Annotated in this window: 19 protein-coding genes; 16 read left to right on the forward strand and 3 right to left on the reverse strand. The window is 69.0% G+C overall.

Features of this window, described 5'->3' with window-relative positions:
• Window positions 1-11: 11 nt before the first annotated feature.
• The gene (locus LQ51_RS12490) at window positions 12-911 is read right to left on the reverse strand and encodes a radical SAM protein (protein ID WP_046565350.1); all 900 of its coding nucleotides are present in this window, start codon (window positions 909-911) and stop codon (window positions 12-14) included.
• Between the two features lie 310 nt (window positions 912-1221).
• Between LQ51_RS12490 and LQ51_RS12495 the strand changes: the two genes are divergently transcribed.
• The 15 genes from LQ51_RS12495 to LQ51_RS12560 all read left to right on the forward strand — a co-directional run bounded on the left by LQ51_RS12495 (window position 1222) and on the right by LQ51_RS12560 (window position 17357).
• Window positions 1222-2628 carry an APC family permease gene (locus tag LQ51_RS12495; RefSeq protein WP_046565352.1) on the forward strand — a complete coding sequence of 469 codons (1407 nt, stop codon included), beginning with the start codon at window positions 1222-1224 and terminating at the stop codon, window positions 2626-2628.
• Complete coding sequence (locus LQ51_RS12500) at window positions 2625-3638, forward strand: acetamidase/formamidase family protein (protein ID WP_046565354.1); 1014 nt, start codon at window positions 2625-2627, stop codon at window positions 3636-3638. Before LQ51_RS12495 ends, LQ51_RS12500 begins: the two co-directional genes overlap by 4 nt.
• Window positions 3639-3649: 11 nt before the next feature.
• Window positions 3650-4324, forward strand: a complete 675-nt coding sequence (locus LQ51_RS12505; protein WP_046565356.1) for a GOLPH3/VPS74 family protein — start codon at window positions 3650-3652, stop codon at window positions 4322-4324.
• Between the two features lie 39 nt (window positions 4325-4363).
• Window positions 4364-5002, forward strand: a complete 639-nt coding sequence (locus tag LQ51_RS12510) for an N-acetyltransferase (protein ID WP_231605720.1) — start codon at window positions 4364-4366, stop codon at window positions 5000-5002.
• Between the two features lie 83 nt (window positions 5003-5085).
• Window positions 5086-6207, forward strand: coding sequence for a tetratricopeptide repeat protein (locus tag LQ51_RS12515; RefSeq protein ID WP_046565359.1), 1122 nt, complete (start codon window positions 5086-5088; stop codon window positions 6205-6207).
• 182 nt (window positions 6208-6389) lie between these two features.
• Complete coding sequence (locus LQ51_RS12520; protein ID WP_231605721.1) at window positions 6390-7037, forward strand: response regulator transcription factor; 648 nt, start codon at window positions 6390-6392, stop codon at window positions 7035-7037.
• A 385-nt stretch (window positions 7038-7422) separates the two neighbouring features.
• A complete protein-coding gene (locus LQ51_RS12525) occupies window positions 7423-7947 on the forward strand; it encodes a hypothetical protein (protein ID WP_046565412.1) in 525 nt (174 codons plus the stop codon).
• Window positions 7948-8537: 590 nt separating this feature from the next.
• On the forward strand, window positions 8538-9677 hold the full coding sequence (locus LQ51_RS12530) for a DUF932 domain-containing protein (protein ID WP_052744846.1): 1140 nt from the start codon (window positions 8538-8540) through the stop codon (window positions 9675-9677).
• A 199-nt stretch (window positions 9678-9876) separates the two neighbouring features.
• Window positions 9877-10413, forward strand: a complete 537-nt coding sequence (locus LQ51_RS12535) for a hypothetical protein (protein WP_046565362.1) — start codon at window positions 9877-9879, stop codon at window positions 10411-10413.
• 164 nt (window positions 10414-10577) lie between these two features.
• Complete coding sequence (locus tag LQ51_RS12540; RefSeq protein WP_052744847.1) at window positions 10578-12263, forward strand: ParB/RepB/Spo0J family partition protein; 1686 nt, start codon at window positions 10578-10580, stop codon at window positions 12261-12263.
• Between the two features lie 258 nt (window positions 12264-12521).
• On the forward strand, window positions 12522-12941 hold the full coding sequence (locus LQ51_RS32720; RefSeq protein WP_156313058.1) for a hypothetical protein: 420 nt from the start codon (window positions 12522-12524) through the stop codon (window positions 12939-12941).
• A gap of 161 nt (window positions 12942-13102) precedes the next feature.
• The gene (locus tag LQ51_RS31225) at window positions 13103-13879 is read left to right on the forward strand and encodes a hypothetical protein (RefSeq protein ID WP_156313059.1); all 777 of its coding nucleotides are present in this window, start codon (window positions 13103-13105) and stop codon (window positions 13877-13879) included.
• Between the two features lie 507 nt (window positions 13880-14386).
• A complete protein-coding gene (locus LQ51_RS12550) occupies window positions 14387-15913 on the forward strand; it encodes a hypothetical protein (protein ID WP_046565364.1) in 1527 nt (508 codons plus the stop codon).
• A gap of 238 nt (window positions 15914-16151) precedes the next feature.
• Window positions 16152-16793 (forward strand): GGDEF domain-containing protein, encoded by a 642-nt coding sequence (locus LQ51_RS12555; protein ID WP_052744849.1) that lies wholly within the window; start codon window positions 16152-16154, stop codon window positions 16791-16793.
• 195 nt (window positions 16794-16988) lie between these two features.
• Entirely contained in the window at window positions 16989-17357 is a 369-nt protein-coding gene (locus LQ51_RS12560) for a hypothetical protein (protein ID WP_156313060.1), read from the forward strand.
• Window positions 17358-17485: 128 nt separating this feature from the next.
• On the opposite strand, the gene LQ51_RS12565 is transcribed toward LQ51_RS12560, so the two are convergent.
• Window positions 17486-17911 carry a hypothetical protein gene (locus LQ51_RS12565; protein ID WP_046565369.1) on the reverse strand — a complete coding sequence of 142 codons (426 nt, stop codon included), beginning with the start codon at window positions 17909-17911 and terminating at the stop codon, window positions 17486-17488.
• 216 nt (window positions 17912-18127) lie between these two features.
• Between LQ51_RS12565 and mobF the strand changes: the two genes are divergently transcribed.
• Window positions 18128-22402 carry a MobF family relaxase gene (mobF, locus tag LQ51_RS12570; RefSeq protein ID WP_082159389.1) on the forward strand — a complete coding sequence of 1425 codons (4275 nt, stop codon included), beginning with the start codon at window positions 18128-18130 and terminating at the stop codon, window positions 22400-22402.
• Window positions 22403-22592: 190 nt separating this feature from the next.
• On the opposite strand, the gene LQ51_RS12575 is transcribed toward mobF, so the two are convergent.
• Entirely contained in the window at window positions 22593-23492 is a 900-nt protein-coding gene (locus LQ51_RS12575) for an HNH endonuclease (protein ID WP_082159390.1), read from the reverse strand.
• Window positions 23493-23528: the final 36 nt, after the last annotated feature.

The following is a 23528-nucleotide window of genomic DNA, read 5'->3' on the forward strand; positions in this document are numbered from 1 at the left end:
TCCTCTCCTGTTCATGGACGCGCGGCGGTGACGGAGGCCGCAGGCTGCGGCGGGTCGACGAGGTACGCCATGCACTGCGACAGAACGAGGACACGTCTCGCGGGACAGGGCTCCGGTACGGCGGCCGGTTGGAAGGTGCCGTCGTAGAGGTTTCCGTAGCTCGTCGGCACCGACGCACATCGCCGTACCTCGCCGGTCACCGTCACCTTGAAGGAGGTCGTGCCTGCGGTGCAGGGCTGGCCGCGGAAGGCAAGCATCCCGTCGAGGTACGGCCGGTTGAAGTGGTACTCGCCGGAGTTCGCCAGGATCAGCTGCCGTTCCGCGTCGGTGTACGACTCTGGGTACCGGCGGCCTTCGTAGACGCCCTTGAACACCTTGGCGCGCAACGGCTCCACGCCCAACGCGGCCAGCGCGGCGAGGTCCTCACGAAGTCTGGGCAGCAGCGGCGGGAACAGCACATACAGCGCCACCACATCGAACCCGCCACCGCGCAGGATCCGGAACGACTCGGCGTACTCAGCCAGCGGCAACCCTAGCCGCTCACGTTCTGGTACGTGCAGGGCCGCGACGATCTTCGCCACGCGCGAGGGGTCCACCTCGGCGGCGAATCGGGCGACCAGCTCAGGCGATGCCAGGTTGGTGTTGATGCTGATCCAGTTACGGCGGGTCAGCCCGGCGCAGAGCTCCACGAAACCGGGGAAAAGGAACGGTTCCCCGCCCGACATGTGCACGAGACATGTGCGGTTGAGGTCCTCGAACCGCTCGACGACCAGCGCAGGATCCGGTTCGTTCAGGTGCTTCTTGTTCAGCACATAGCGAATCTGCGGATGGCAGTACTCGCAGAAGAAGTTGCAGCGGTTCGTCAGGTGCCAGTCGAACTCCCACTCCCACGGCGCTGGATCAGACGTCATCGCTGAGACGCGCAAGGTCCACCTCCCCAAGGCAAACCGACGAAACTATTTCGACGGTGACCGATATCCACCTTCACGCCGGCGATACGGCTTGGACAGCTCACCGTGGGGTGCCACGGTGAGCCCCCACCATGGGCTGTGCTGACCGTCCTGATCACGCAATCGTCTATGCCCAGCCGGCCTGCTCCGGGGGCAGGCCGGGCGGCCAAGTCGGCCGAAGGCAGTCCCTACGTAGGCGGCATGGAGTTCCGAGACGCGTTCCCGGTATCGCCAGTTCGCTCCGGGCTCGCCTTGAACAGGAGGCTTGTGGATGTACGAGCAGTATGAATTAGCCCAATACGGATATCAGCAGGAGCTGAGCCGGCAGCTGCGGTTCCGGGACCTGGTGGCCTATGGGCTCGTGTACATGGTGCCGATCGCCCCGATGGCGATCTTCGGCAGCGTGTACGCCGGCTCGGGCGGGATGGTCGCTCTGGCGTACGCGATCGGTGTGGTGGCATTGGTGTTCACCGCGTTCTCGTACGCCCAGATGGTCCGGGCGTTCCCCATGTCGGGCAGCGTCTACAACTACGCAGGCCGGGGCATCAGCCCACCGGTCGGCTTCCTCGCCGGCTGGGTGATCCTCCTCGACTACGTCCTCGTGCCCGGGCTGCTGTATCTGGTGGCGTCGGTGGCTATGCACGCCACAGTGCCTGCCGTGCCGGTGTGGGCGTGGCTGCTGGGCTTCGTCGCCGTCAACACGATCGTCAACTCGGTTGGTATCCGCATGACCGCAGTCGTTACTCGGGTGATGTTGGTCGGCGAGTTGATCGTCCTGGCGATCTTCCTCGTCGTCGCTGGCTGGGCGATCGCCTCGGGGAAGGGACGGATCAGTTGGGAGGCGTTCTATAACGCGGGCACCTTCACGTCGTCGGTGGTGGCGGGGGCGGTGTCGATCGCCGTGCTGTCCTTCCTCGGATTCGACGGCATCAGCATGCTCGCCGAGGAGGCCAAGGGCGGGTCGCGGCAGATCGGCCGGGCCATGGCAGCGGTGCTCGTGCTGGCGGGAGTGTTGTTCATCGCGCAGACATGGCTGGCCGCGATGCTCGTCCCCAACCCGTCGGGGCTGCTGGCCGACGGGGATCCGAACGGCACAGCGTTCTACGACGCCGCCCAGGTCGCCGGCGGGAGCTGGCTGGCGACGTTGTGCGCGGTGGCCACCGCGATCGCGTGGGGCCTGCCGAACTCGATGGTCGCCCAGGTTGCCACCTCCCGGCTGCTGTACGCGATGGCCCGGGACCGGCAGCTCCCCGCGTTTCTGGCGAAGGTGTCGATCCGCCGGAACGTGCCGATCAACGCCACCCTGCTCACCGGCGCCGTGTCCCTCGCCCTCGGCCTGTACATGGCCACCCGGTCCGACGGAATCACGCTGCTGTCGTCGCTGATCAACTTCGGGGCGATGGTCGCCTTCCTCGTCCTGCACGTCTCCGTGGTCGTGCACCACCTCATCCGCCGCCGCAGCCGCAACTGGTGGGCGCACCTGGTCATGCCCGCGATCGGGTTCACGATCCTCGCCTACGTGGTGGTCAACGCCAACATCGCCGCCCAGCGCCTCGGCCTGGCCTGGCTCGCCCTCGGCGTGATCGTCCTCGCCGGCCTGTACCTGTCGGGTCGCCGGCCGGTGCTCTCCGGCCTGGCACCCGCGCAGCTGCAGCAGCGTGACGTGGAGCGGGTGTGACCGCCATGGAGAAGATCACCTACCGTCCGGCGAGAGACGAGCTCGCCTACACCTTCGGCGGACGCATGCCGGTCGCGCACCTGCGCTCCGGCGACGTGCTGGAAGTCTCCACCGAGGATTGCTTCGGCGGGCTTGTGCGGGGGCCGGCGGATCTGCCGTCGCAGGTGTGCCGGATGCCCTACCTCAACCCAGTGTCGGGGCCGTTCTTCGTCGAGGACGCCGAGCCCGGCGACACCCTCGCCATCCACCTCGCCTCCATCACACCCGCCCGCGACTGGGGTGTGTCGTCGACGTTCCCGCACTTCGGCGCCCTCACATCGACCTCCCACACGGCCACGCTGCAGCCGCCGTTGGAGGAGCGGGTGTGGGTGTACGACATCGACCAGCAGGCGGGCAGGATGCGATTCCAGGCCACCGAAACCGACCACACCGTGGAGCTGCCCCTCGACCCGATGATCGGCACGATCGGGGTCGCCCCCGGCGGGTTCGAAGCCCGCTCCACGATCGTCCCCGACACTCACGGCGGAAACCTCGACACCCCGCAACTCCGGGCCGGGACCACCCTCTACCTCGGGGTGAACGTGCATGGGGCGATGCTCGCCCTTGGCGACGGCCACGCCCGCCAGGGCGAAGGCGAGGCCTGCGGCGTCGGCATCGAGATCGCCACCACCACAACCCTCACCGTCGAGGTCATCAAAGGCGTGCCGACGGCGTGGCCACGCCTGGAAACCGACCAGGCGATCTTGTCGATCGGCTGCGCCCGCCCGCTGGAGGACGCCTACCGGATCGCCCACCATGACATGGTCGGGTGGGCGGGATCCCTCACCGGCCTGGAGACGCTGGACGCCTACCAGCTCGTCTCTCAGGTCGGGCGGGCGCCGATCGGCAACGTGTGCGACCCCAACTACACCGTCCTCGCCGCAGTCGACAAGCCCCTGCTCCCCACGCCCGAACCAGCCTACGGCGGCGTGCACGCCCGGCTGCGGCAGCTCGCCGCCAGGCTCCGGTAGGGGGCGGGCTAATGACTATCCCCCGTTTGCCGCTGCGCGATGAGCTGTTCCTGCTCGGCCACGACGACGACACTGGCAGCCTGCACATCCACCGGCATGCGTTGGCGCTCGGGCTGGCCGGCGCGGTCCTGATCGACCTGTTCCTCGCCGGACGGATCACCCTCGACCCGAACGACGACCGGCCGGCTGGCGAACGCTGGCTTCGCTTGCACACCGACCAGCCAGTCGGGGACCTGATCGCCGACACCGCCATCGCCGCCATCCGCTACGGGCGCAGCGCACCGCCGGTGAAGGTATTCCTGCGCGGCTTCGCCGACGACCTATACGAGCGCACCCGGGCCGGTCTCGTCGCCGCCGGGATTCTCCGGCAGACCGCCCGTCGGCGCCTCGGCGGCCTCGCCCGCACAGACACCTACCTTGCGACGGACAGTAAATGGGCGGTCGTTGCCCGCGCCCGGCTGCGATATGTCGCGCTCGGCCGGGAGCAGCCCGACAACCACACCGCCGCGCTCGCCGGCCTCGTCGCCACCCTCGGGCTGACGACCCACCTCTACCTCAACGACGACAGCGCTGCCGTGACGGAGCACCTGAAAGCCATTGCCGGCCAGCACCACCGATCGGTGCGCGACATCACCACCGCCCTCGACGCGGCGGTCGGTGACCTCGCCACCGCCACATACCGCTGAACCGAGACCACAAGGACATCAAATCCGATGGAAACCGCTGTGCATATCCGCACTGCCCGCTGGGCGGACAAGGACCGGGTCGCCGCGCTGATCGCCGACGCCGTGCACCCCAGCCCCCTCGCGGCGTGGCTGGCACCCGATCCCGCGAAGCGGCGCCAGGTGCTGGTCGATGTCGTCGGAATCTGGGTGGAGCACGCGATGTTCTACGGCGACATCCACGTCACCGACGACCTGACCGCCGCCGCCGTTGGCTTCCACCGCTACCGTCCGATCCCACCACCGACCAGCTACGCGACCCGGCTCGCGGACGCCGCCGGCACCCACACCGACCGGTTCGCCGTCCTCGACGCACTCATCGCCGGCAGGCAGCCCACCGAGCCGCACTACCACCTCGCCTTTCTCGCCGTCACCCCGGCCCGTCAACGAACCGGCCTAGGCGCCGCGCTGCTGGCCCACCACCGCAGCCGCATCAGCCGCATCGACCTGCCGTCCTGGACCACCGCGCTGGCAGGCGGGGAGCACCTGCTCGCCCGCTGCGGCTACACACCCCGACCGGAAATCAGCCTGCCCGACGGCCCGACCCTGCACCCGATGCGCCGCGACGCGCGCCGCAGCAGCGGCATGCCGGTCAACGCCAGCCATCCGGTCGACAACCGCTGGCAGGACTCACATCTGTAGCCCGACGCCCCTCGCCATCGAACCGATCCGGCCGACAACAACCACCGCCAGCTGACCACCACCCCAAACGAAATCGCGCAGCCATGGCCTTTCCCAGCAGATACCCGCCAGACGTCATCGACGCCGTCGTCCAGCGCGTCGCGGACGCCCGCGCCGTAAGGGCCTACGGCGCGGTCACCACCGTCGCCCGGCAGATGAACCTCGACCCGCGCCTCGTCCAGAAATGGGTCACCAAAGCCACCACCCCAACCCCACACCGGGCGGGCAGCCTCGCAGCCAACGCCGCCGACCCATGGGAGACGTACTTGCCGGCAGAGCTGTTGCACTGCCGGTTCTGCCACCAACCCATGACCCAGACCGAGCCACACGATTCCATGCAGGGCTACCAGTGCCAGCGGACCTGCCGACCGCGGCCAATCGACGCCGCGGCCATCGCCGTAACGGTTGGCCGGGCGATCCTGCGATACGCGCCCCGCATCATCCAATCGACCGGCGCGCCGACACCACCACACCTCGCCGCGATCCACGCCCACCGCGTTCTCGCCCGCGTCACCGTCGGCGCCACCCCCACCAGCATCACCCTCACCTGGCGCGCCACCCCGATGCTCGAGTCCAATCGGCTCGACACCGAGCGCGTACAGCGTGTCGCCGCCGCCAGAAACCTGACCCTGAGCGACCCACTGCGCGCCCGGCAACTTCTGCACGACAGCCTCGCCGGCGTGGACCCCGTCACCGCGCCCGCTCACCCGCTGCACGCCGAGGCCGCCATCCTCCTAGCCGAACTGCAACTCCGCCTCGGCCACCCCGCAGATGCCATCACCTGGGCCGTCTATGCCCAGCACAGCACCGTCCGCCTCCACGGGCCCACCCACCCGCGCAGCATCCGCGCCCTCTACCTCCACGCCGCCGCCCACCTGCGCGCCGGACATCACCAGCGCGCCTACCACCTCTACCGAGAGCTCGCTGAACATCTCGCCACCACTGCTGGCCCTCACGCCCACCGGACCCTCGCCACCCACGCCACCACCGCCCTCGTCCTCCACTCCCTCGGCCACTGCCAAGCTGCCCGCACCCTGCTCGCCGACACGATCACCATCCACCGGCGCGAACACCCCGGCCATCCCGCCACCGCCCGCATGACCCGGCACCTAGCCCGCATCTGGCGCGACTGCGCCGCCGCAGGCCACCAGCACCAGGACACGTGACTAGTCGCCTCGTTCTCGACAGGGGATCCGCACCGTGACCACACCCAGCAAGACCGATGCACCCACTGACGCAGCCCAGCCGGAGATGAGCGGATGGCCCTGCCCTACCGAAACAGCGGTGACACCTGGGTGCTGATCTCTGCCCGCCCCCGGTACGTCCGTCCGACTAAGGGGAACATTCCGTGCGTACGGTGAACCCTCCGGCACCCCGCATCCTTGTCGGTCTGGTCTCCGCCGACGTCATCTGCCGCGCCGGAGTGATCAGCCAACTGCGACCCCGCCCGGAGGTGCTGCTGCTCGACGACGCCGCAGCCGACCAAGCCGAGGTGGCGCTCCTCGTCGCCGACGGCGTTGACGAGCCGGCCCTGCGGACCTTGCGCGCGCTGCGCATCCAGCAAGCCCCAGCGATGGTGCTGGTGGTGACCGACATTGACGACGCCGGGCTCGTCGCTGCCGTCGAACACGGCGTCGCAGGGATCGTTCGCCGGTCCGAGGCCAGCCCGGACCGTCTCGTTTCGGTGATCCGTGCCGCCGCAGCCGGGGAAGGCAGCGTCCCACCAGATCTGCTCGGCCGGCTCCTCAAACAGGTCGGGGCGCTGCAACGAGACGTGCTCGCACCGCGCGGGCTGGGCTTCACCGGGCTACGTGACCGCGAGATCGAGGTGTTGCGCCTGCTCGCGGACGGCTTCGACACCGCCGAGATCGCCGCGAAGCTTTCCTACTCTGAGCGGACGATCAAGAGCGTCCTGCACGATGTGACCAGCCGGTACCACCTGCGCAACCGCTGCCACGCCGTCGCCTACGCGCTCCGCAACGGCTTCATCGAGTGACGCGATGACGCGGGCGGAATTCCCGGGCACATCTGGCGGTACCGCTCGCCCGCCGCTGAGCTGCTCGATCGTTGGTGTCCCTACCGCCACCCGCCGCCACGTCTACCACGTCCTGCTCTGCCATCAGAGGCGGCAGTGGACGGTGCGGGAACTAGCGAAATCCTGCTCTGTGCCTACGGCACCAGCCCGTCGATCTCCCCGGCGACCGAGAGTCAGACTGCTACCATCTGCACCGCTTCGGCCACACGTCCGCCGCTTAGCGGTGGGCTTGTGGGTGGGGTTGTTGGTTGGATCACGCGGCCGGGGGGTTGCCGCTTCGTTCGTTCGCGGGCGATGTTCCCCCGGCCGTTCCAACCGCTGGCCACCGATGCAGGCAGGGGTGGGCATGGAAATCCGGAACATTGGTGGCCGGCCGCACACGGACATAGCCGGCGCAGCCGAGCTGACCGGACGGTCCGAACAGACGGTGCGGCTCAAGACGTCACCGAAGCAGCGGGCCCAAGGGTCAGGCTGGCCCGCGTCGGTCAAGCAGGACAAGAAGGCGTGGCTTCCCATCGACGAGCTGGAGCACGTCCGGGATGTCCTCCTACCGCAGATCGTGGAATCCTCCCGAGCGCGGGTCCATCACGTCGACCTCGACGGCGACCCCGAGGAGCTGATCTCCGCCACCGAGTTCCGGGAAATTCTCACCATCACGCAGGGCGGGTGGGACAAGTACGTCGGAATGAGCAAGGCCGCATGGGACCGCGGCGAGGACGGCTACCTTCCCCTGCCCGACCGCGAAGAACCCGCACCAGTACAAGGATCTACTCGTTACTGGAAGCGCAGACGCGTGCAGGAATGGATCAACACCCGGAGCGGAAAGGTGCTCAGCGCCACCCCGCCCGATTTGCCAACCAGTGACTCCTAATGCAGCCGCTACCTGAAGCGAATTTGCCGTAAGGCAAGACGACTGCTTCCGGATGTAGACCCATTCTCACCACTCGACGCCCGCTAGCCCGCCTGGTCCGGCAGCCGTCTCGCCGCTTGGGCTGAATCGACCTTCGGTCGATGGCCTCCAGCCGGGTCAGCGTCCCGCCGCTGAACCGCGGCGCCTCGCCGGCGAGGCAGGCTCCGGGAAGGGGAAGGCGACGCCGATCCTTCCCGGCGACCTGACCCCACAGGGCCAACCATGTGTGGCTGTGGGCGTCAAGCCACACCCCAGGCTTGACGCCCACAGCCACACATGGTCGATCAAAGATCAGGCCACCGGGAAGGCTCTCTGACGAGAATTACATAACCGGCTGCGCCGCCTAATTCATCATTCAACACCGCAGAAAACATCAGTAAATCAGGTGTCATTAATACCGACGGTCACTCACTGGCCACGCGGGGAACTTCACGCATTCGACAATCCCAAGTGGACTCTGCCGCGCTCGTCATGTATCATTAAATACATGAGGGAGGGGACGGCAACCCCCGCCCTCGCAGCCAACACCCCAACACCGAAAAGGATCAACGGTGAGCAACGCGCTCGACACCATCCCCCTGACCGCCCGGCACGCGACGCTGCCGGACCTGCACCGCATCCTCGACCTTCAGCAGGCGCACAAGCTCGACATCGTCGCCGGCACGGCGATGCTGCGAGCCGAGGCCGGACACCTGCGCATCACCGGCGCGGAACCCATCCTCAGCGAATCGGGTGTCACCCCCTCCGACGGGCTCTACCGACCCACCGAGCTGGGCGACGCGGGCCTCGGCGAAAAGCTCGGCATCCCCACCAGCTACCTGCGCAAGACCCGCGCCCAGGCACTGCACCTCTACGACGCCAACATCAACGGCTGGCTCGAACTCAGCCAGGGCAAGCGCTACCTCGCCCGGTGCCTCTCCGACGGCAACGGCAGCGGCATCCTGCGCGCCTTCCTCAGCGACGGCTACAAGATCATCGACAACCTCGACGTTCTGATGGCCGTCCTGTCCGGCATCCGCGAGTCGGGCATGAACGTCAAATTGGATTGCGACCTGAGCGAGCGCCGGATGGTCGTCCGCGTGCATTCCGAGGCCATCAAGACCCTCGCCCGCAACCTGCTGCGCAACTACCGCAGCCCCTTCACCGGAGCCACCGGCGCGGACAACCCGACCGTCTTCGCCGGTCTCGTCTTCACGAACAGCGAGACAGGCTCTGGCGCGTTCACCGTCACTCCCCGCATCGTCGTGCAGGTCTGCGACAACGGCCTCACCATCACCAAAGACGCCCTGCGAGCGGTGCACCTCGGCGCGAAGATGGACGAGGGCACCATCCGGTGGAGCAACGACACCCACCAGGCAAACCTCAACCTGATCGGTAAGCAGACCCGCGATGCCGTGCGCCGCTTCCTCGACGTCCGGTACGTGCAGCGCAAGATCGAAGAGATCGAGGAGAAGGCCGGCCGGCGGATCCCCGACCCCGACCACACCATCCGGGTCGTCGCGCAGCGGCTGCGGTTCACCGAGGACGAGCAGCGGCTCATCTTGAACCACTTCATCGACGGCGGTGACCGCACGGCTGGAGGCATCATGCACGCCGTCACCAGCGCTGCGAAGACCCTCACCGATCCCGACGCCGCGTACGAGATGGAGGGCGTCGGCATCCGGGCGATGGAAATCGCGGCCACGCTCTGACCCGATCTCCGGGTGCCGCTGGCGTAACCGGCCAGCGGCACCCGGACCCAGCGTCCGGCCGCACGGCTGACCGCGTCGGCGCGCATCGAGCACGCCGACGCGGGCTACCGCCCCCGCACCGCACGGCCACAGCAATCGGGCTTCAACCCGCCCGCAGCCGTGCGCTGCAAACCCACCGCTGCGCACCTTGGGAGAAGCAATGCCCCTGTTCATCGGGTTGCCCCACGGCGTGTCCCTGCCCCGCAACCTTGCCGAGCCCGACGCCCGACACCTCGTCTCCGTGCTCGCCCGCGCCTACCAATGGACCGGGCCGCTGTTCGGCCGCGCGGAAGTCGAGGCGTACCTACGCGCCCAAGCCGACGACCCCGGCAGCCTCCACGACCCAGCCCTGAACACCGAGGACTGGCGCCGCGTCCAGGACACCGCCGCATGGAAGAACCTCGCGGCAACAGCCCGCCGCGCCGTCACCACCGCCGACGTGATCGGCCAGGCACTACGCCAGGCCGGCCTGTACTGCGCCCAATGTGACTCCCCCATCACCGGTCCCTCGACCGCCAATTGGGGGCTCTGCCCCACCTGCCTCAACGCCGCCGACATCCGCGACCTGCAAACTCGCCCCTGCCCAGCCGGCGACGGCGCAAGCCCACACCGGTGGAACAGCACCACCTGCACCGAATGCGCCATGCCCGCACCAGCCGCCCGCCCCCGCCTCACCGCCGTCGCCACAGCCGCCTAACCCGCCGCGCGACGTTCCTCCATTCATTGGCAACTCCGCAGCGACCCGACACGGATACGCCAGTGCCGCTGAACGCAGCGGCCCCGAAACCACCGGTCAGGCCCGGACGGCAACCCGGGCCTGACCGGCCAACCAACAAACCCACAACCGAAGGGAGCACACCGGTGCTCACGATCACCGCAACCGAAGCGCAGCCCAGCGCGGAGACCGACCAGCCCAGCCCGGACGGACTGCCCGACCTGTCGACCACCCCCACCGACCCGGCGGAGGCAGCCGACACCGAGCACACCGTCGCCAAGCCCGCCCTGCCCGGCGACTACGACCTGCTGCCCATCAAGCAGATCAAGCCCAACCCCGACAACGTCCGCGACGACGCCCAAGCCCTGCCCGGCATCGTGGAAAACCTGCAAGAGGACGGTGTTCGCGGGCTGCTCGCCCCGGTCATCGTCACACCGCTGGACGACGACACGTACCTGATCATCGACGGCGAGCAGCGATACTGGTCCGCCGTCGAAGCCGAGCAGGAGTACATCCCGGCCATCGTCCGGGACGACCTGGCCGGCAACCGCGAGCAGATCATCAGCATGTTGCGGCAGGTCCACCGCAAGGACCCCACCGCCGCACAGGTGTCCCGAGGCATCCAGCAGCTCGCACTTGAGGGCATGAGCGACGAGGAGATCGCCCGCAGCACCGGCTACCACCCCGAACAGGTCAAGGCCGGCCGCTGCGTCGCCGCCCTGGACAAGCACACCGCCGAGCGCACTCACGCACTCGGACTGGATTTCACCCAGGCCGCCGCCCTCGCCGAGTTCACCGACGAACCCGACACCATCGAAACGCTGTTGCAGGAAGCCGAGGACGCCGGACCGTTCGCGTTCGCCCGAGCAGTCGAACAGGCCCGCTCCGCCCGTAACGCCCGCGAAGCCGAAGCCGCACGCCGCGCCGAGCTGACCACCGCCGGGGTGGCCCTGCTGACCGAACACCCCAGCTACCACGACGCGAAGGTCAAGGAGATCAGCGACCTCCGCGACGCCGAAGGCCAGCGCATCACCGCCGAGGACCACAGCGCCTGCCCCGGCCACGCCGTCCTGCTGTACCTGGCCTACGACCACCGCCTCACCGAGCGCACCTACTGCACCGACTGGCGCAAGCACGGACACACCCAGTACAGCTACAGCACCACCACTCGCAGTGGCCCCATGACCGAGGGAGAAAAGGCCGAGCGGCGGCGCGTCATCGAGAACAACAAGCTGATGGAAGCCGCGAACACCGTCCGCCGTGAGTGGCTGACCAACCTGCTCGCTGGCAAGACCCCACCCAAGGGCACCAACAAGCTAATCGCGGAGATGCTGGCCGACTCCGGCTACCTCCTGTCCACCTGGGTCAACGGCGGCCGGAAGATGCTGGACGACCTGCTCTCGCCGGGCAAGACCAAGCGGGCTGGCACCAGCCGCGTCCCCGCTCGCGTCAGCGACGCCCGCTACACGGTCATCTCACTGGCCGCCATCGCCGCCGCGAACGAAAGCGCCATCACCCGCAGCTCCTGGCGTGCCCCCGACCCGGCCGTCGCGAAGTGGTTGCAGTGGTGCGTCATCAACGGTTTCCAGGTCGGCAAGGTCGAACAGCTCATCATCGACGGCGTCGCCAACCGCACCACGAACCGGCGAACGGCCCTCGCCGTAGCCACGAACACGGAGCCAGACGACCCTCAGCCTGCCCGCACCGAGGACGAACCCGAGCAGGCAGAGAGCGAGGGCCACGGCGTTGACGCGGCAACCGCCGCTGCTGCTGACACCGCAGTTGCCGACACGGAGGCGGACCCCGACACCGGGTGCAACCTCGCCGCCTAGCCGCTGCCGGTCGGGGGCCACAACCGGCTCCCGACCGGCACCACCCGAGACCAATTTTGTCCCGAGCCCGTCGTGCTCCAGGCCGTTGCTCCCGCGGCCACCGGGCGGGCCGGAACACGTCCGCGTCCCATCAGGTCCGCTGCCGGCCCGCCCTGCCAGCTCCGCGTGCGCCACAATCCGCGCTCAACCCACACAAATGACTCTCTCCGGAGACGGCGAACCTCCGGGGGCCCACCACACCATCCACGGGGTTCGACCATGCCAAACCGGCCGCTCAGCCGGAACGCGACCACCACACCAGTACGGCACCCACCTGGCCAAGCCCCGCTCGACGGACAGCGGGATATCGCGCGGCTGCTCGGAGGCGATGGCCGCTGGCGCCTCTTCCGGGACAACAATCCCCACGGCCTCCGGCTCGACACCTACAGCGACAGGTGGACTCTCACCCGCGAGTTCCACGTCCACATCAACGGCACCGACGGTGAACGATGGGACATGATCACCGAACCATCGCCCGTCTGCGTCGGAGGATGGGACGCCGAGCGCTGCGAATACGTGGCGCGCAGGCTGCCGACCGGGCAGGTGATCGCCAGGGGCGATACGCAATACGGGGTCCTGGCGCGCGCCGCGCGACGGTGCCTTCCCAATGCCCGGCACCACCCACCGCAGGGCCAGTGACCACAGCGCCCCAGCGCCCTTGGCGCGACTGCTCGGCGGAGGCCGGGGGGTTAGTTTGGCGAACTCCCCCCGGCCGCCTGGCATCCGACGCCACACGGGCCCCAACGAACCCTTACGCCGGAGCGTGCCGCCCATCGTACGGCAGCCCCCAGCCAGCGACCGTGAAGCAGACCATGAGAAGCGTCCTCAACCGCCATCCGCCGACCATTCGGCTCGCCAACCAGTGCGTACGGCATCATCACTCCATGTCCACGCGCTCCCCACACGGCCGCGATGTCGTGAACCGGATCGAAGCAGCGGCGATGCTCGGCATCTCCGTAAGCCACCTCGACCGGCTCTACCGCGAGCGCGACAGCAACGGCTTCCCCGAGCGCGCCGCCGATGGCCGCACATGGCACCGCCAGGACATCGCCGACTACGAACTGCCACGCGAACAGGCCACGCGCAGCGCGCGCGACAGCGTCGACCGCTCCGGGGACCCGGACGAGTTGGTCGACACCGCGACGGCGGCCCGCATCCTCGGCTACCGCGACCGAAGCGCCCTCGCCGGAAACAACCCCGTGTGGCTGCGGCTGCAGCAGCAGGTGGATGACGAATCGTTGACCCCATCCGGCCGCAAACGCAGACGGTGGAAGCGCCGCACCGTGTGGGCGATCGCGGAAAACCGCATCGGCAAGGGAGGCGCGACGCGCACCGGACGGCCAGCCGGCACTCCCCACGGCCACCCCGACCGCTCCGGCAACCCAGACGAACTGGTGGGCAAAGCCGAAGCCGCCAGAGTGCTCGGCTACAGCACCGCCAACGCCCTACCCAATCGCGTGCTGGAGCGCGCCGATGAGCAGACAGCAGGCCCAAAGGGGCGCTACCGCCGCAAGTGGAGGCGCGAAACGCTGTGGGCCATCCTGGACGAGCAGGGCAGCACACCACCCCACCACTGATCTGCTCAGCTGGCCCTCGGCGTAGGGCTGCCGTCGACTCCGACCAATCACCGCACTTCCGCTCACCGAGGCGTCCGGCCCTGGCGGGCCGGGTAAACCGGAAGCGGCCTCCGGCCGCACTGCCCAAACCCCCTTCACCGGTGGGGGCCGCAACAGGCTAGCGACGTGCTCGCTCCGGTCAAGTCCGGGCGCGGCTCGGAAACATCATGCACACCCCGCATGATCTTTCCTCGAAACACCGCGCCCGGACTTGACCTCCACTGCGCGCGCCGCGGGTCGAGTGAACTCGCCCCCCACCGCCAAAGGAAGTGGGGGACGCGCCGTGTCCGTACACGGCGCGTGATCGGCGTAGCCGCCGGCAACCACCGTCAAGATCATCGAACTTTCTCGACCCTCCAGTCCGAATCGGATAGATCCATACCATCAAATGAGGTATAGTAATGATTGCTTGGAGGGGACGGCGAACCCCCACCGCACACCACACAAACCCCAACCCAAAGGAGACACATGGACTCCCACGACGTCGGCACTCCGCCGATCGTCGAGGGGTACGGCTGCACGACGTGCGGCGTACCCCTCACCGTGATCACCACCCCGGCCGGCGGACGAGCGTTCCTTCATTCCCGCAACGGCAACGACGACCACGAGCCCAACCCGGTGCCGCTCGCACAGCTCGCGCACGTCGAAATGACCTGCGACTTTTGCTCCGCGCCTCGCCCGGTGGCGTCGTTCACCTTCGCAAAACTCGAAATCGCCATGACGACCGCAGCCGACGTCAGCGGCATGGCGATGCACAACCTCGGCGGCAGTTGGGCAGCGTGCGAGGGATGCGCGCGCCTGGTCGAGCAACGCGACCCCGAAGGGCTGACCGCTCGCGCCGTCAAACGCGCCCGCCGCCGTGGCCTGTCGGACGACGCGCAGAGCTTCTTCCGACCCCTGCACCAAGCCCTCTTCGCCGCCACTCCCAGCACACCGGCACGACAACCGCTCCCCTACAGGGCGAACAACCGCAGTCGCCCTCCCGCGCCGGACGCCGCTCCCGCCCCCGAGGTACGGTCGCTGCGCCCGCAGATGCTGCCGAAGGTGCGGGATCGGCTCGTGCGTTTCTGGCGCACGTCCGGCGGCTCGTATCTCCTGCGCCTGCTCGACAGCGGCGAGACGTACAAGATCCCCGGACACCTGTTCCCCGGCGCACCAGTCGACGCCCCCGCCGCGATCGTTGACGCCCACAACCCCGAAGCACTGCGCCAGTACACCGCTCTGATGGCAAACCACGCGGAAAACGGACGCGTGTTCTGGATCGACCCCGACTTCACCGCCCTCGCCGCACACGCGGCGCGCGATCTTCCTGACGTGCGCGTCGAGCAAGTCGAGATGCCTGCATCCGACGGCCTGCTCGTCTGGCACACGCCGATCTATCAGCCGGTAGAGCCGCAGACCGGCTTGACCGTGCCAATCGTCGCGGCACAGTGGGGACCGATCCCCGGTGGCGTTTGGATCACCTTCTACACCCCCGCCGAAACCCTCATGCAGGGCCGCCAGCCCAACGAGTTGGAGTTGCAGGGGCTGCGCGAGCGCATCGGCTGGCTCGCCCCGGTCAGTAGCGGCGCTGGACTGCGCTTCGGCCAGCCGTACGCACCGAGCAGCGAACAGACGCGCGTGATGCTGTGCTCGCTGATCGCCACGTGGATCCTGTCGACGCAGCCCGACGCCGAGGTCACCGAGGAACCAGCCGACAAGGCGACGCGCAAGGCATACCAGCGCGCCAACCGACCTGCGCCAACGGTGCGGCTGGTGCGGCTGCGACGCAAGCAGCAGGCCCGCCAGGACAGCCCCGATGGCACGACCACGCGCGTCTACACGCGCCGATGGTGGGTCGCCGGATTCTTCCGGCAGCAGCCCTACGGCCCCGGCCGCGCACTGCGCCGCCGAACCTACGTCCGTCCTCACATCAAGGGACCGGCCGACGCCCCGCTCATCCTGACCGATCAGGTTCACGTGCTTGGCGACGCCCGCAGGCGACACGAGCCGTAGAGACGTAACAGGGGAGCCGGCCGCGCCGGCTCCCCTGTTACCCGTCGATGGCAACTCCTCGACAAATGAAAACGTGATCGGCGCAGCCGCGGGCACATCAAATCATTGAGGTTTCTCGACGGTGCGGGGCGAATTGGATAGACCGACACCATCAGATTAGGTATAGTAATGATTGTTCGGAGGGGACGGCGAACCCCCACCGCGCACCACACAAACCCCAACCCCAGGGAGCACCCGAATGCACACGGCGTGGCAAACGATCCTGCTCGCAATTACCACCGCCAACCTCGTCGCACTCCTGCTACAAAACCGACGACTTCGCACCGCCCTCGCCACCGCCCGCCACGAGGCCGACCACGACCCGCTGACCGGCCTGCCCAACCGCCGCGCGTTGCTGCGCCACCTGAACGCGCTCCTGGCCGACCGCGCCCGGCCCGTCAGCGTCGCCCTGCTCGACCTCAACGACTTCAAAGCGATCAACGACCAGCACGGGCACGCCGCAGGCGACAGCCTGCTCATCCACGTCGCGGACACCCTCACCGCACTCGACCTACCCGCCGCCTACATCGGCCGAATGAGCGGCGACGAGTTCTTGATCGTCACCGACGGCGGCGAACGCACCAGCCGCGAGAACGCCACCGCCGCAGCCGATGCCCTCGACCGCAGCACGCTCGCGATCTTCGGTGAGCCCGTCAACTGTCGCGCAAGCGTTGGCCTTGCGATAGCCGACCACGGCACCCGTACGGCCTCCGACCTGCTCACTCGGGCTGACGCTGCTATGTACGACGCCAAGCGCCACGGCGCAGCCGTCCAGGTGTGGCACCACACCACCGCAACCACCGCCACCAAGGCAGCCACCTCACGCCGCCGCTACCGCTAACGCCCCGGCGCGGCCCGGGTCACCCCACCCGGGCCGCCCCTCCCCCTCGCACCACGCGCGCCATCCGGGCGGAACGGCGAACACCGCCCCACACGAACGCCAACACGAGGAGCCCCTATGTCTGCCCTCACGGCACCCACGACATTGATCCCGGCGGCAACGCCCGCCGTCCGCCGCGCCGGTCAAATCCTGGCCATGCTTGACGACGCCCGCCGCCGCATGGCGCACGTCATCAGCCACCTCGACTTGTGCGACCACCGCCCCGCGTGGCCCACCGAGCCGGTCCACGACCTGACCACCGCTGTACAACTGCGCGCCGCAACCGTCGCACTCATCAAGTACGCCCGCCGGCACCACTGCGAGGACTGCAACCCCGGACGAATGCGCGCCACCCTGCGACTGGCCGCGATGCTGCTCGACCTCTGGCAGCACGGCAAGCACTACGTGCAGCGCCCCAACCTGTACCCGGTCACGCTCGCCCACAGCGCGCACCGACTGTTCAGCGACTGCGCCGGATGGACCACCACCGGCGACCCCGGACGCCTGCTCGGCCAGCACCCCTGACCCCGCGCCCACCCGGCCGCACGCAGCGGCCGGGCGGCACACTCGGGACGTCGTCGGCGCGCATCGAGCACGCCGCCGCCGGCTGCCGCTCCCGACTCTCACCCCACGTCCCACAGCGCATCCGCGGGTCAGCCGCCGTCCGCCAGGCCGGCGGCTGACCCGACATCACCCATCACGCCCCCGCGCGACACGACCTCCGGCGCAGGCGGCCGGCCACGACGCGGCACCACCGACCCCAATTGCGCGATGCGCTCACGCACCGCCTTACCGTCCACCGTCCGTCGCAGCGCCCGGACCCTGCTCACGTCCACACCGGCCAACTCTGCGGCCAACCCGTCGTCACGGAGAATCGTCGCCAGGACCACCACCGACAGTTCGTGTGCCGCCGTAGCGTCCCGCATCTCCCCGTCTACCTTTGCCAGCAACTCGCGCCGCCGCTCGGCAGCATCCGCAAGCGCCGAGGCAGACTGCTCGACAGCCCGCACCGCACGCCGCTCGACCTCCTGCCGCGCCCGAAGCGCACGGACCGCATCATTCCCCGTTCGACTCGCCATATCCCGACCGTAGCGGCTTCCCGATCCCACCAACACATCCCGAGCCCGCCCGTTTGTCTATTCGTTCGATCCTGGCCGCAATTTCAGGAATCACCTCAGACCTTCACTCCGACCGACCACATGGCCTTCTACCTGCAAGAACATCCGCCCTGACGATTCTCGCTCCCTTAAAGGCGACACACCCTCTTGCATTCTCCGCCACCCACCTTCTAGTTGATGTTCTACGGTTTTCCCATGTTGTCCATCACGCGAATCTCGCCCGGCAGCGGATATCGCTATCTGATGGAGCAGGTCGCGGCCGGCCGACATGACATGCGCGCCCCGACCGCCGGGGGCCCGGCCCCGTACTACATGGACCCGACGGCGCGAGGTGAGAGCCCCGGCTGGTGGGCTGGCGACGGCGCCACGGTCCTCGGAATGAGCGGCTGGGTCACCGAGAGCCAGATGCGCTTCCTCGTCGGCCAGGGACGCCATCCTCGCGCCGGCTATCAGCTCGGACAGCGATGGCGCACGTACGCGCCGCAGACCGACGCGTACCGTGCCGCAGCCGCACAGCGAGCGCTGTCACTCCTGCCCGACGACGCCACGGTCGAACAGCGGGACAAGGCGTGGTACGACGCGATGACCGCCCCAGAGCGACGGGCTGTGTCCGCGTTCGACGTCACCGTGTCTCCGGTCAAGTCCGTGTCGCTGCTGTGGGCCTTCGGCGACGACGACATCAAACGCGACGTCATGGCCGCCCACCACGCCGGGGTACGGGTCGCGCTTGACCACCTGCAACGGCACGGCGCCTACGCCCGCGCCGGCGCCGGAGGCGTCCGCCAACTCGACACCGCAGGCCTGGCGGCCATGGTCTTCGACCACCGCCTCAGCCGCGAACGTGACCCCCAACTCCACGCGCACATCGTGGTCTCCGCCAAAGTTCAGGCCCACAGCCACGACACGAAACCCCAGTGGCTCGCCCTCGACGGCCGGGCCCTCTACCGCGCCGCGATCGGCGCCCGCGTCGCCTACGAACGCGCGATCGAAGCCGAGCTACGCCAGCGCCGCGGCATCACCTTCGCCCCACGGCCCGATACCGGCATCCGTGAAATCGTCGGCATCAGCGACGACTCCCTGCGCCACTACGCCAAACGACGCGCCGCCATCACCGAAGAGATCCGCCGCGGCGCGTCCCCGCTTCAGCGCATGGCACCGCGACGGTGGCGCACTCGCGCCCAGGACGCCACCCTGCGCACCCGCCGCCCTCACAAAGGCGCCGAGTCGACCCACGAAGCCGTACGCCGCTGGCTCGCCGAAGACCGCAAGATGGGCCTCGACACCAGCGGGCAGATCCAACGTCTTCTCGCCGGTCACGCGCACGATGACACCGCCGCCATCGCGCTACGGGTGCTGCGCCGGGCCCGCCGTCTCGCAGCCGACCCCGCCGCCCTGGACGAGGCCACGCTACGGGACGCCGCCGCCCAGCTTCACGTCGCCCGCACGCACCGACCGCGCGTCATCGACGCCGCCATTCGCGCCGACGACCGATTGGCGGTTGCCCATGCCGTGCACACGCTCAGCCGTCAGCGCGCGGTCTTCGGCCGCGACCACCTCGAACTCGCCATCGGTCAGGTCCTCGACATCACACCCGGGCACTCGCCCGCCGCGGACTGGCAACGCGTGCAGCGCCTCGCCGCGCGCGCCGTCGCCGAAGGGGCTGCGGGCCTGCGCGTCCTGACTCCCCCAGCGCTCGTGCAGTGGGGACCGAGCCTGCAGCGCGCCAGCGACCTGCACAGCGAATACACCCGCCACCGGGACCTGCACCTGACCACCCACGCCGTCCTCGCCGCCGAGCACCAAGTCATCGCCTACGCCCGCCAACGCGGCGCGCAGCCCGCACCCGCCGCGGCCGTCAACGCCGCCATCGAGCGGATGGACCTGTCCGGAGAGAAAGCCGAGGTACTGCGGTTCCTCATCGGCGACGACCGGCGCATCACCGGCGTCATCGGTCCCGCCGGTACCGGCAAAACGCACCTTCAGCGGGCCGTCGTCGCCGCAGCCCACGCCGCAGGCATACCGGTGCTGGGTCTCACCGTCGGTCAGGCCGCCGCCAACCTGCTCGCTGACGCCACCCGCCAACCCGACGGGACCACCCTCCGCACCGAGAACGTCGCGCGGTGGCTGCACGGCCAGCACCGGCCCCCGCCCGGTACCCGAGCGCGCCACTGGATGTTCGCTCCCGGGCAATGGGTCATCGTCGACGAGGCATCCCAGGTCTCCAGCCACGATCTGGCCCGCATCACCGCCCAGCTTGACCAGGTAGGCGGCAAGCTCATCCTCGTCGGCGATCCCAATCAGACATCCGCCGTCGGCCCCGGTGGGCTGCTCCGCTACCTCGCCACCCTCGGCATCACCACCCACCTGTCGCACGTGCACCGCTTCACCCACGCCTGGGAAGGCCCCGCTTCGCTACGGCTCCGCCACGGTGACCCCACCGTCCTAGACGAGTACGACCGGCGTGGGCGCCTCGTCGGCGGGCACCGCCGCCACCTCGTCGACCAGATGCTCACCCGGTGGCTCGCCGACATCACCGCCGGCCGCCGCAGCATGATGCTCGTCGACACCATCGAAGAGGCCAGCGACATCGCCCATCACGCGCGCAACCTGCTCATCACCGCAGGCCACGTGCAGCCCGGCCGAGCCGTCCGTCTACGGGACGGCAACCTGGCCGGCGTGGGCGACATCATCGTCACCCGCCGCAACGACCGGCGCATCGCCGCCGGCCCCGACTACGTCACCAACCGCGACCAGTGGCGCATCAACGCCATCACCAGCGACGGGCAACTCCACGTCACCAACATCACCACCGGCACAGCCGCCGTCCTGCCCGCCGCCTACACCGCCAAGCACACCCACCTCGCGTACGCCCAAACCGTCGACTCGGTCCAAGGACAGACCGTCCACACCGCCCGCGCGCTCATCGACGACAACACCTCACTCGCCCGCGTCTACGTCATGCTCACCCGCGGCCGAACGCTCAACGAGGCGTACGTCGTCATCGACGACGACCCCCGCGAAGGCACCCCACCGGCGCCTCCCACCGCCCGCGTCGCCGTGCTCGCCGAGATCATGCGCCGCGGCGCACCCGAGCGCTCCGCCACCGAAACCGAACAACAGCTCTGGGCCGACGCCGACGCTCTGCACACCTGGGCGCCCATCTACGACGACCTCGCCGCCCGCGCCCGCATCCCCGAATACGTCGCCATCGCCCGCCAACTCAGCGGCCCCGCCCTTGCCGACCGGCTCGCCCACGACCTCGCCCTACCGGCGCTCATCAGCCGACTCACCACTTACGCCGCCGCCGGGCACGAACCCCGCGATGTCCTCCGCCGCGTCATCCGCGTCCGCGAACTCGACACCGCAGACGACATCGCCGCCGTCCTCAGCTGGCGCGTCGACCGCCTCATGCAACGGGCCACCGCCGACCCCGCCGTCGCCGAACGTCCAGAGCACTGGCGCACCCACACGGACCGCCTCCCGGCTGACCTCACCGGAGACATCGGTGACGCGCTACGCCAAGTCGCCGCCATCTGCGACCGCCGCGCCGAAGCACTCGCGCACCTCGCCGCACAGACCCGGCCCGCCTGGAGCCTCGCCCTTGGCAACATCCCCGCGGACGACGTCGGCCGCCAACAATGGCTCACCCGCGCCGAGGTCGTCGCCGCCTACCGCGACACCTACCAGCTCACCGGCGACCACCCCATCGGGCCCGAACCCCGCACCAGCGACATCACCCGCTGGAACGCCTGGCATCGGGCCCGGCTCGTCCTCGGCGCCGCCACCCTCGCCGGCAAGCTCACCGCCGCACCCGACGCCGAACTCAGCCGCCTCATCGCCACGCAACGCGACATCGACGGCACCGCACCCGCCTACGTCGCCGACGAGCTGCGTACCTCCTACTGCGCCCTCACCGAGGCCGAACACCACCGCCACGACCTCACCCAGTTGCTCGCCACCGCCGACGCCACCCACCGCCACACCGTGCTGCGCGCGCAACGGTTGCAACCCCGCTGGTGGCACCGCGGCCCCTCACGTGCCCGACGCCTCACCGCACAACGCGACCTGCACACCCACGCCGCCGCAGCGGCTGACCAGGTCAGCAGCCTTCAGCAGAAGCTGGCCAGCCTCGACCAACAGATCGCCGAGCACAGCCAACGCGCCACCGTCCTCGACGCCCAGCACGCGGCATGGAAACGCTGGTACGACAGCGCCCTACCGGCGCGCTACGCCGGTCTCGCCGCCGCCGCCGAACATGCCCGCCGCGCGGCCAACCGCAACGCGGCACTCGCCGAGGCCGTCGCCGCCACCACCGCTCGCGTTAACGCCGTCAACGACACCCGCCCGGCGCCGCACACCACACCGGTCCCCGAGCACCTGCGCCAACACGCCCACGACGCGCACCACCGCATCACCACGCCTGCCGACATCAGCGAGACGGATATCGACTGATGCACCCCACCACCTTCGACGACAAATCACGGCGGCAACTGCGCCACCCGGCCTGACGCATACCTCATGCCCGCCGTCATCATCGACCAGGACGAGCTAGCACCGGCTCTCCCAGCGTGTGGCCAGCCATTCCACCCGTCTCTGCTTTGGTGCCGCGGCCGGCCGGCCGACCGAACCGGCCGCGGTCGAACTAACCCGGCCGGTTCCGTCGACTCTGTAGCGGCGGCGGTTCGGGACGGACGGAGGCCACTGTGCCTTTCACCGGAGCTCCGACCTGGAGCCGATGGGCTAGGCGTCCGGCCGGCGCCGGCATCGCCTCGCCGCCTGTTGACGACAGAGAGACGAACACGCGGCCCGCGAGGAGGACCCCCAGAATCGGCGCGGTTTCCTGCTGAACCTCGGCCAGCACAACGGACTCCTCGATGATCGGATCTCCCCAATGCCGCAGCACGGTCAACCCGCGCGCAATCGCGCTCACCGGCACATCGGCTCTGCGCTTGGCGTTGCGCACCGCCAAGAGCTCGGCCCGAACGCGGTCCGCTGGTTCGCCTTCGGGTATGCCGGCCTTGATGCATACGGCAAGATACATCGACTTGAGAAGTGCGAGACGCAACCGATTCTCGTCCGGTGGTGAAACCTCCAAGGTGACGTCCCCGGCCGCCAGGATCTCGCTGACGGCGGGATCGCTGCGCCCCTCGGGAAAGAGAACGAACTCCCCATTCGGTGTCCATCGCATCAGTAGCCGGCTTGTCTGCCGCTTGCCTCGGACCGCGTCCGACTGGAACGACGGCATCGTCAGGGCTCCGTCGAACCAATCGACCAGGTCCGCTTCCACGAGGCTTCCGAACCCGTGGTTGCACCGGTCGCAAGTCCGGGTCATCTTCGTGCCGCCGAGCCGTTGCGGCGGCACGTGCTCCTCCGTCGTCGCCGGGTCACCGCAGATCGGGCAGCGGTCGAAAAAGCGCGGGCGCAACACCTCGATCGGCCTGAGCGGCGCCGTCTTCGTCGGCCCTGGCGGTTCAATTCCGAAGTCGAGAGGGACGTCACCCGTCCGGTCCACGGACATCGCCTCTGGTGGCCGCTTACCCATCAGGGCACCCCTTCTTCCACCAGGCAGCGCGCGTGG

Source organism: Micromonospora sp. HK10, from assembly GCF_000982955.1.
In the GTDB taxonomy this organism is placed as follows: Bacteria; Actinomycetota; Actinomycetes; order Mycobacteriales; family Micromonosporaceae; genus Micromonospora.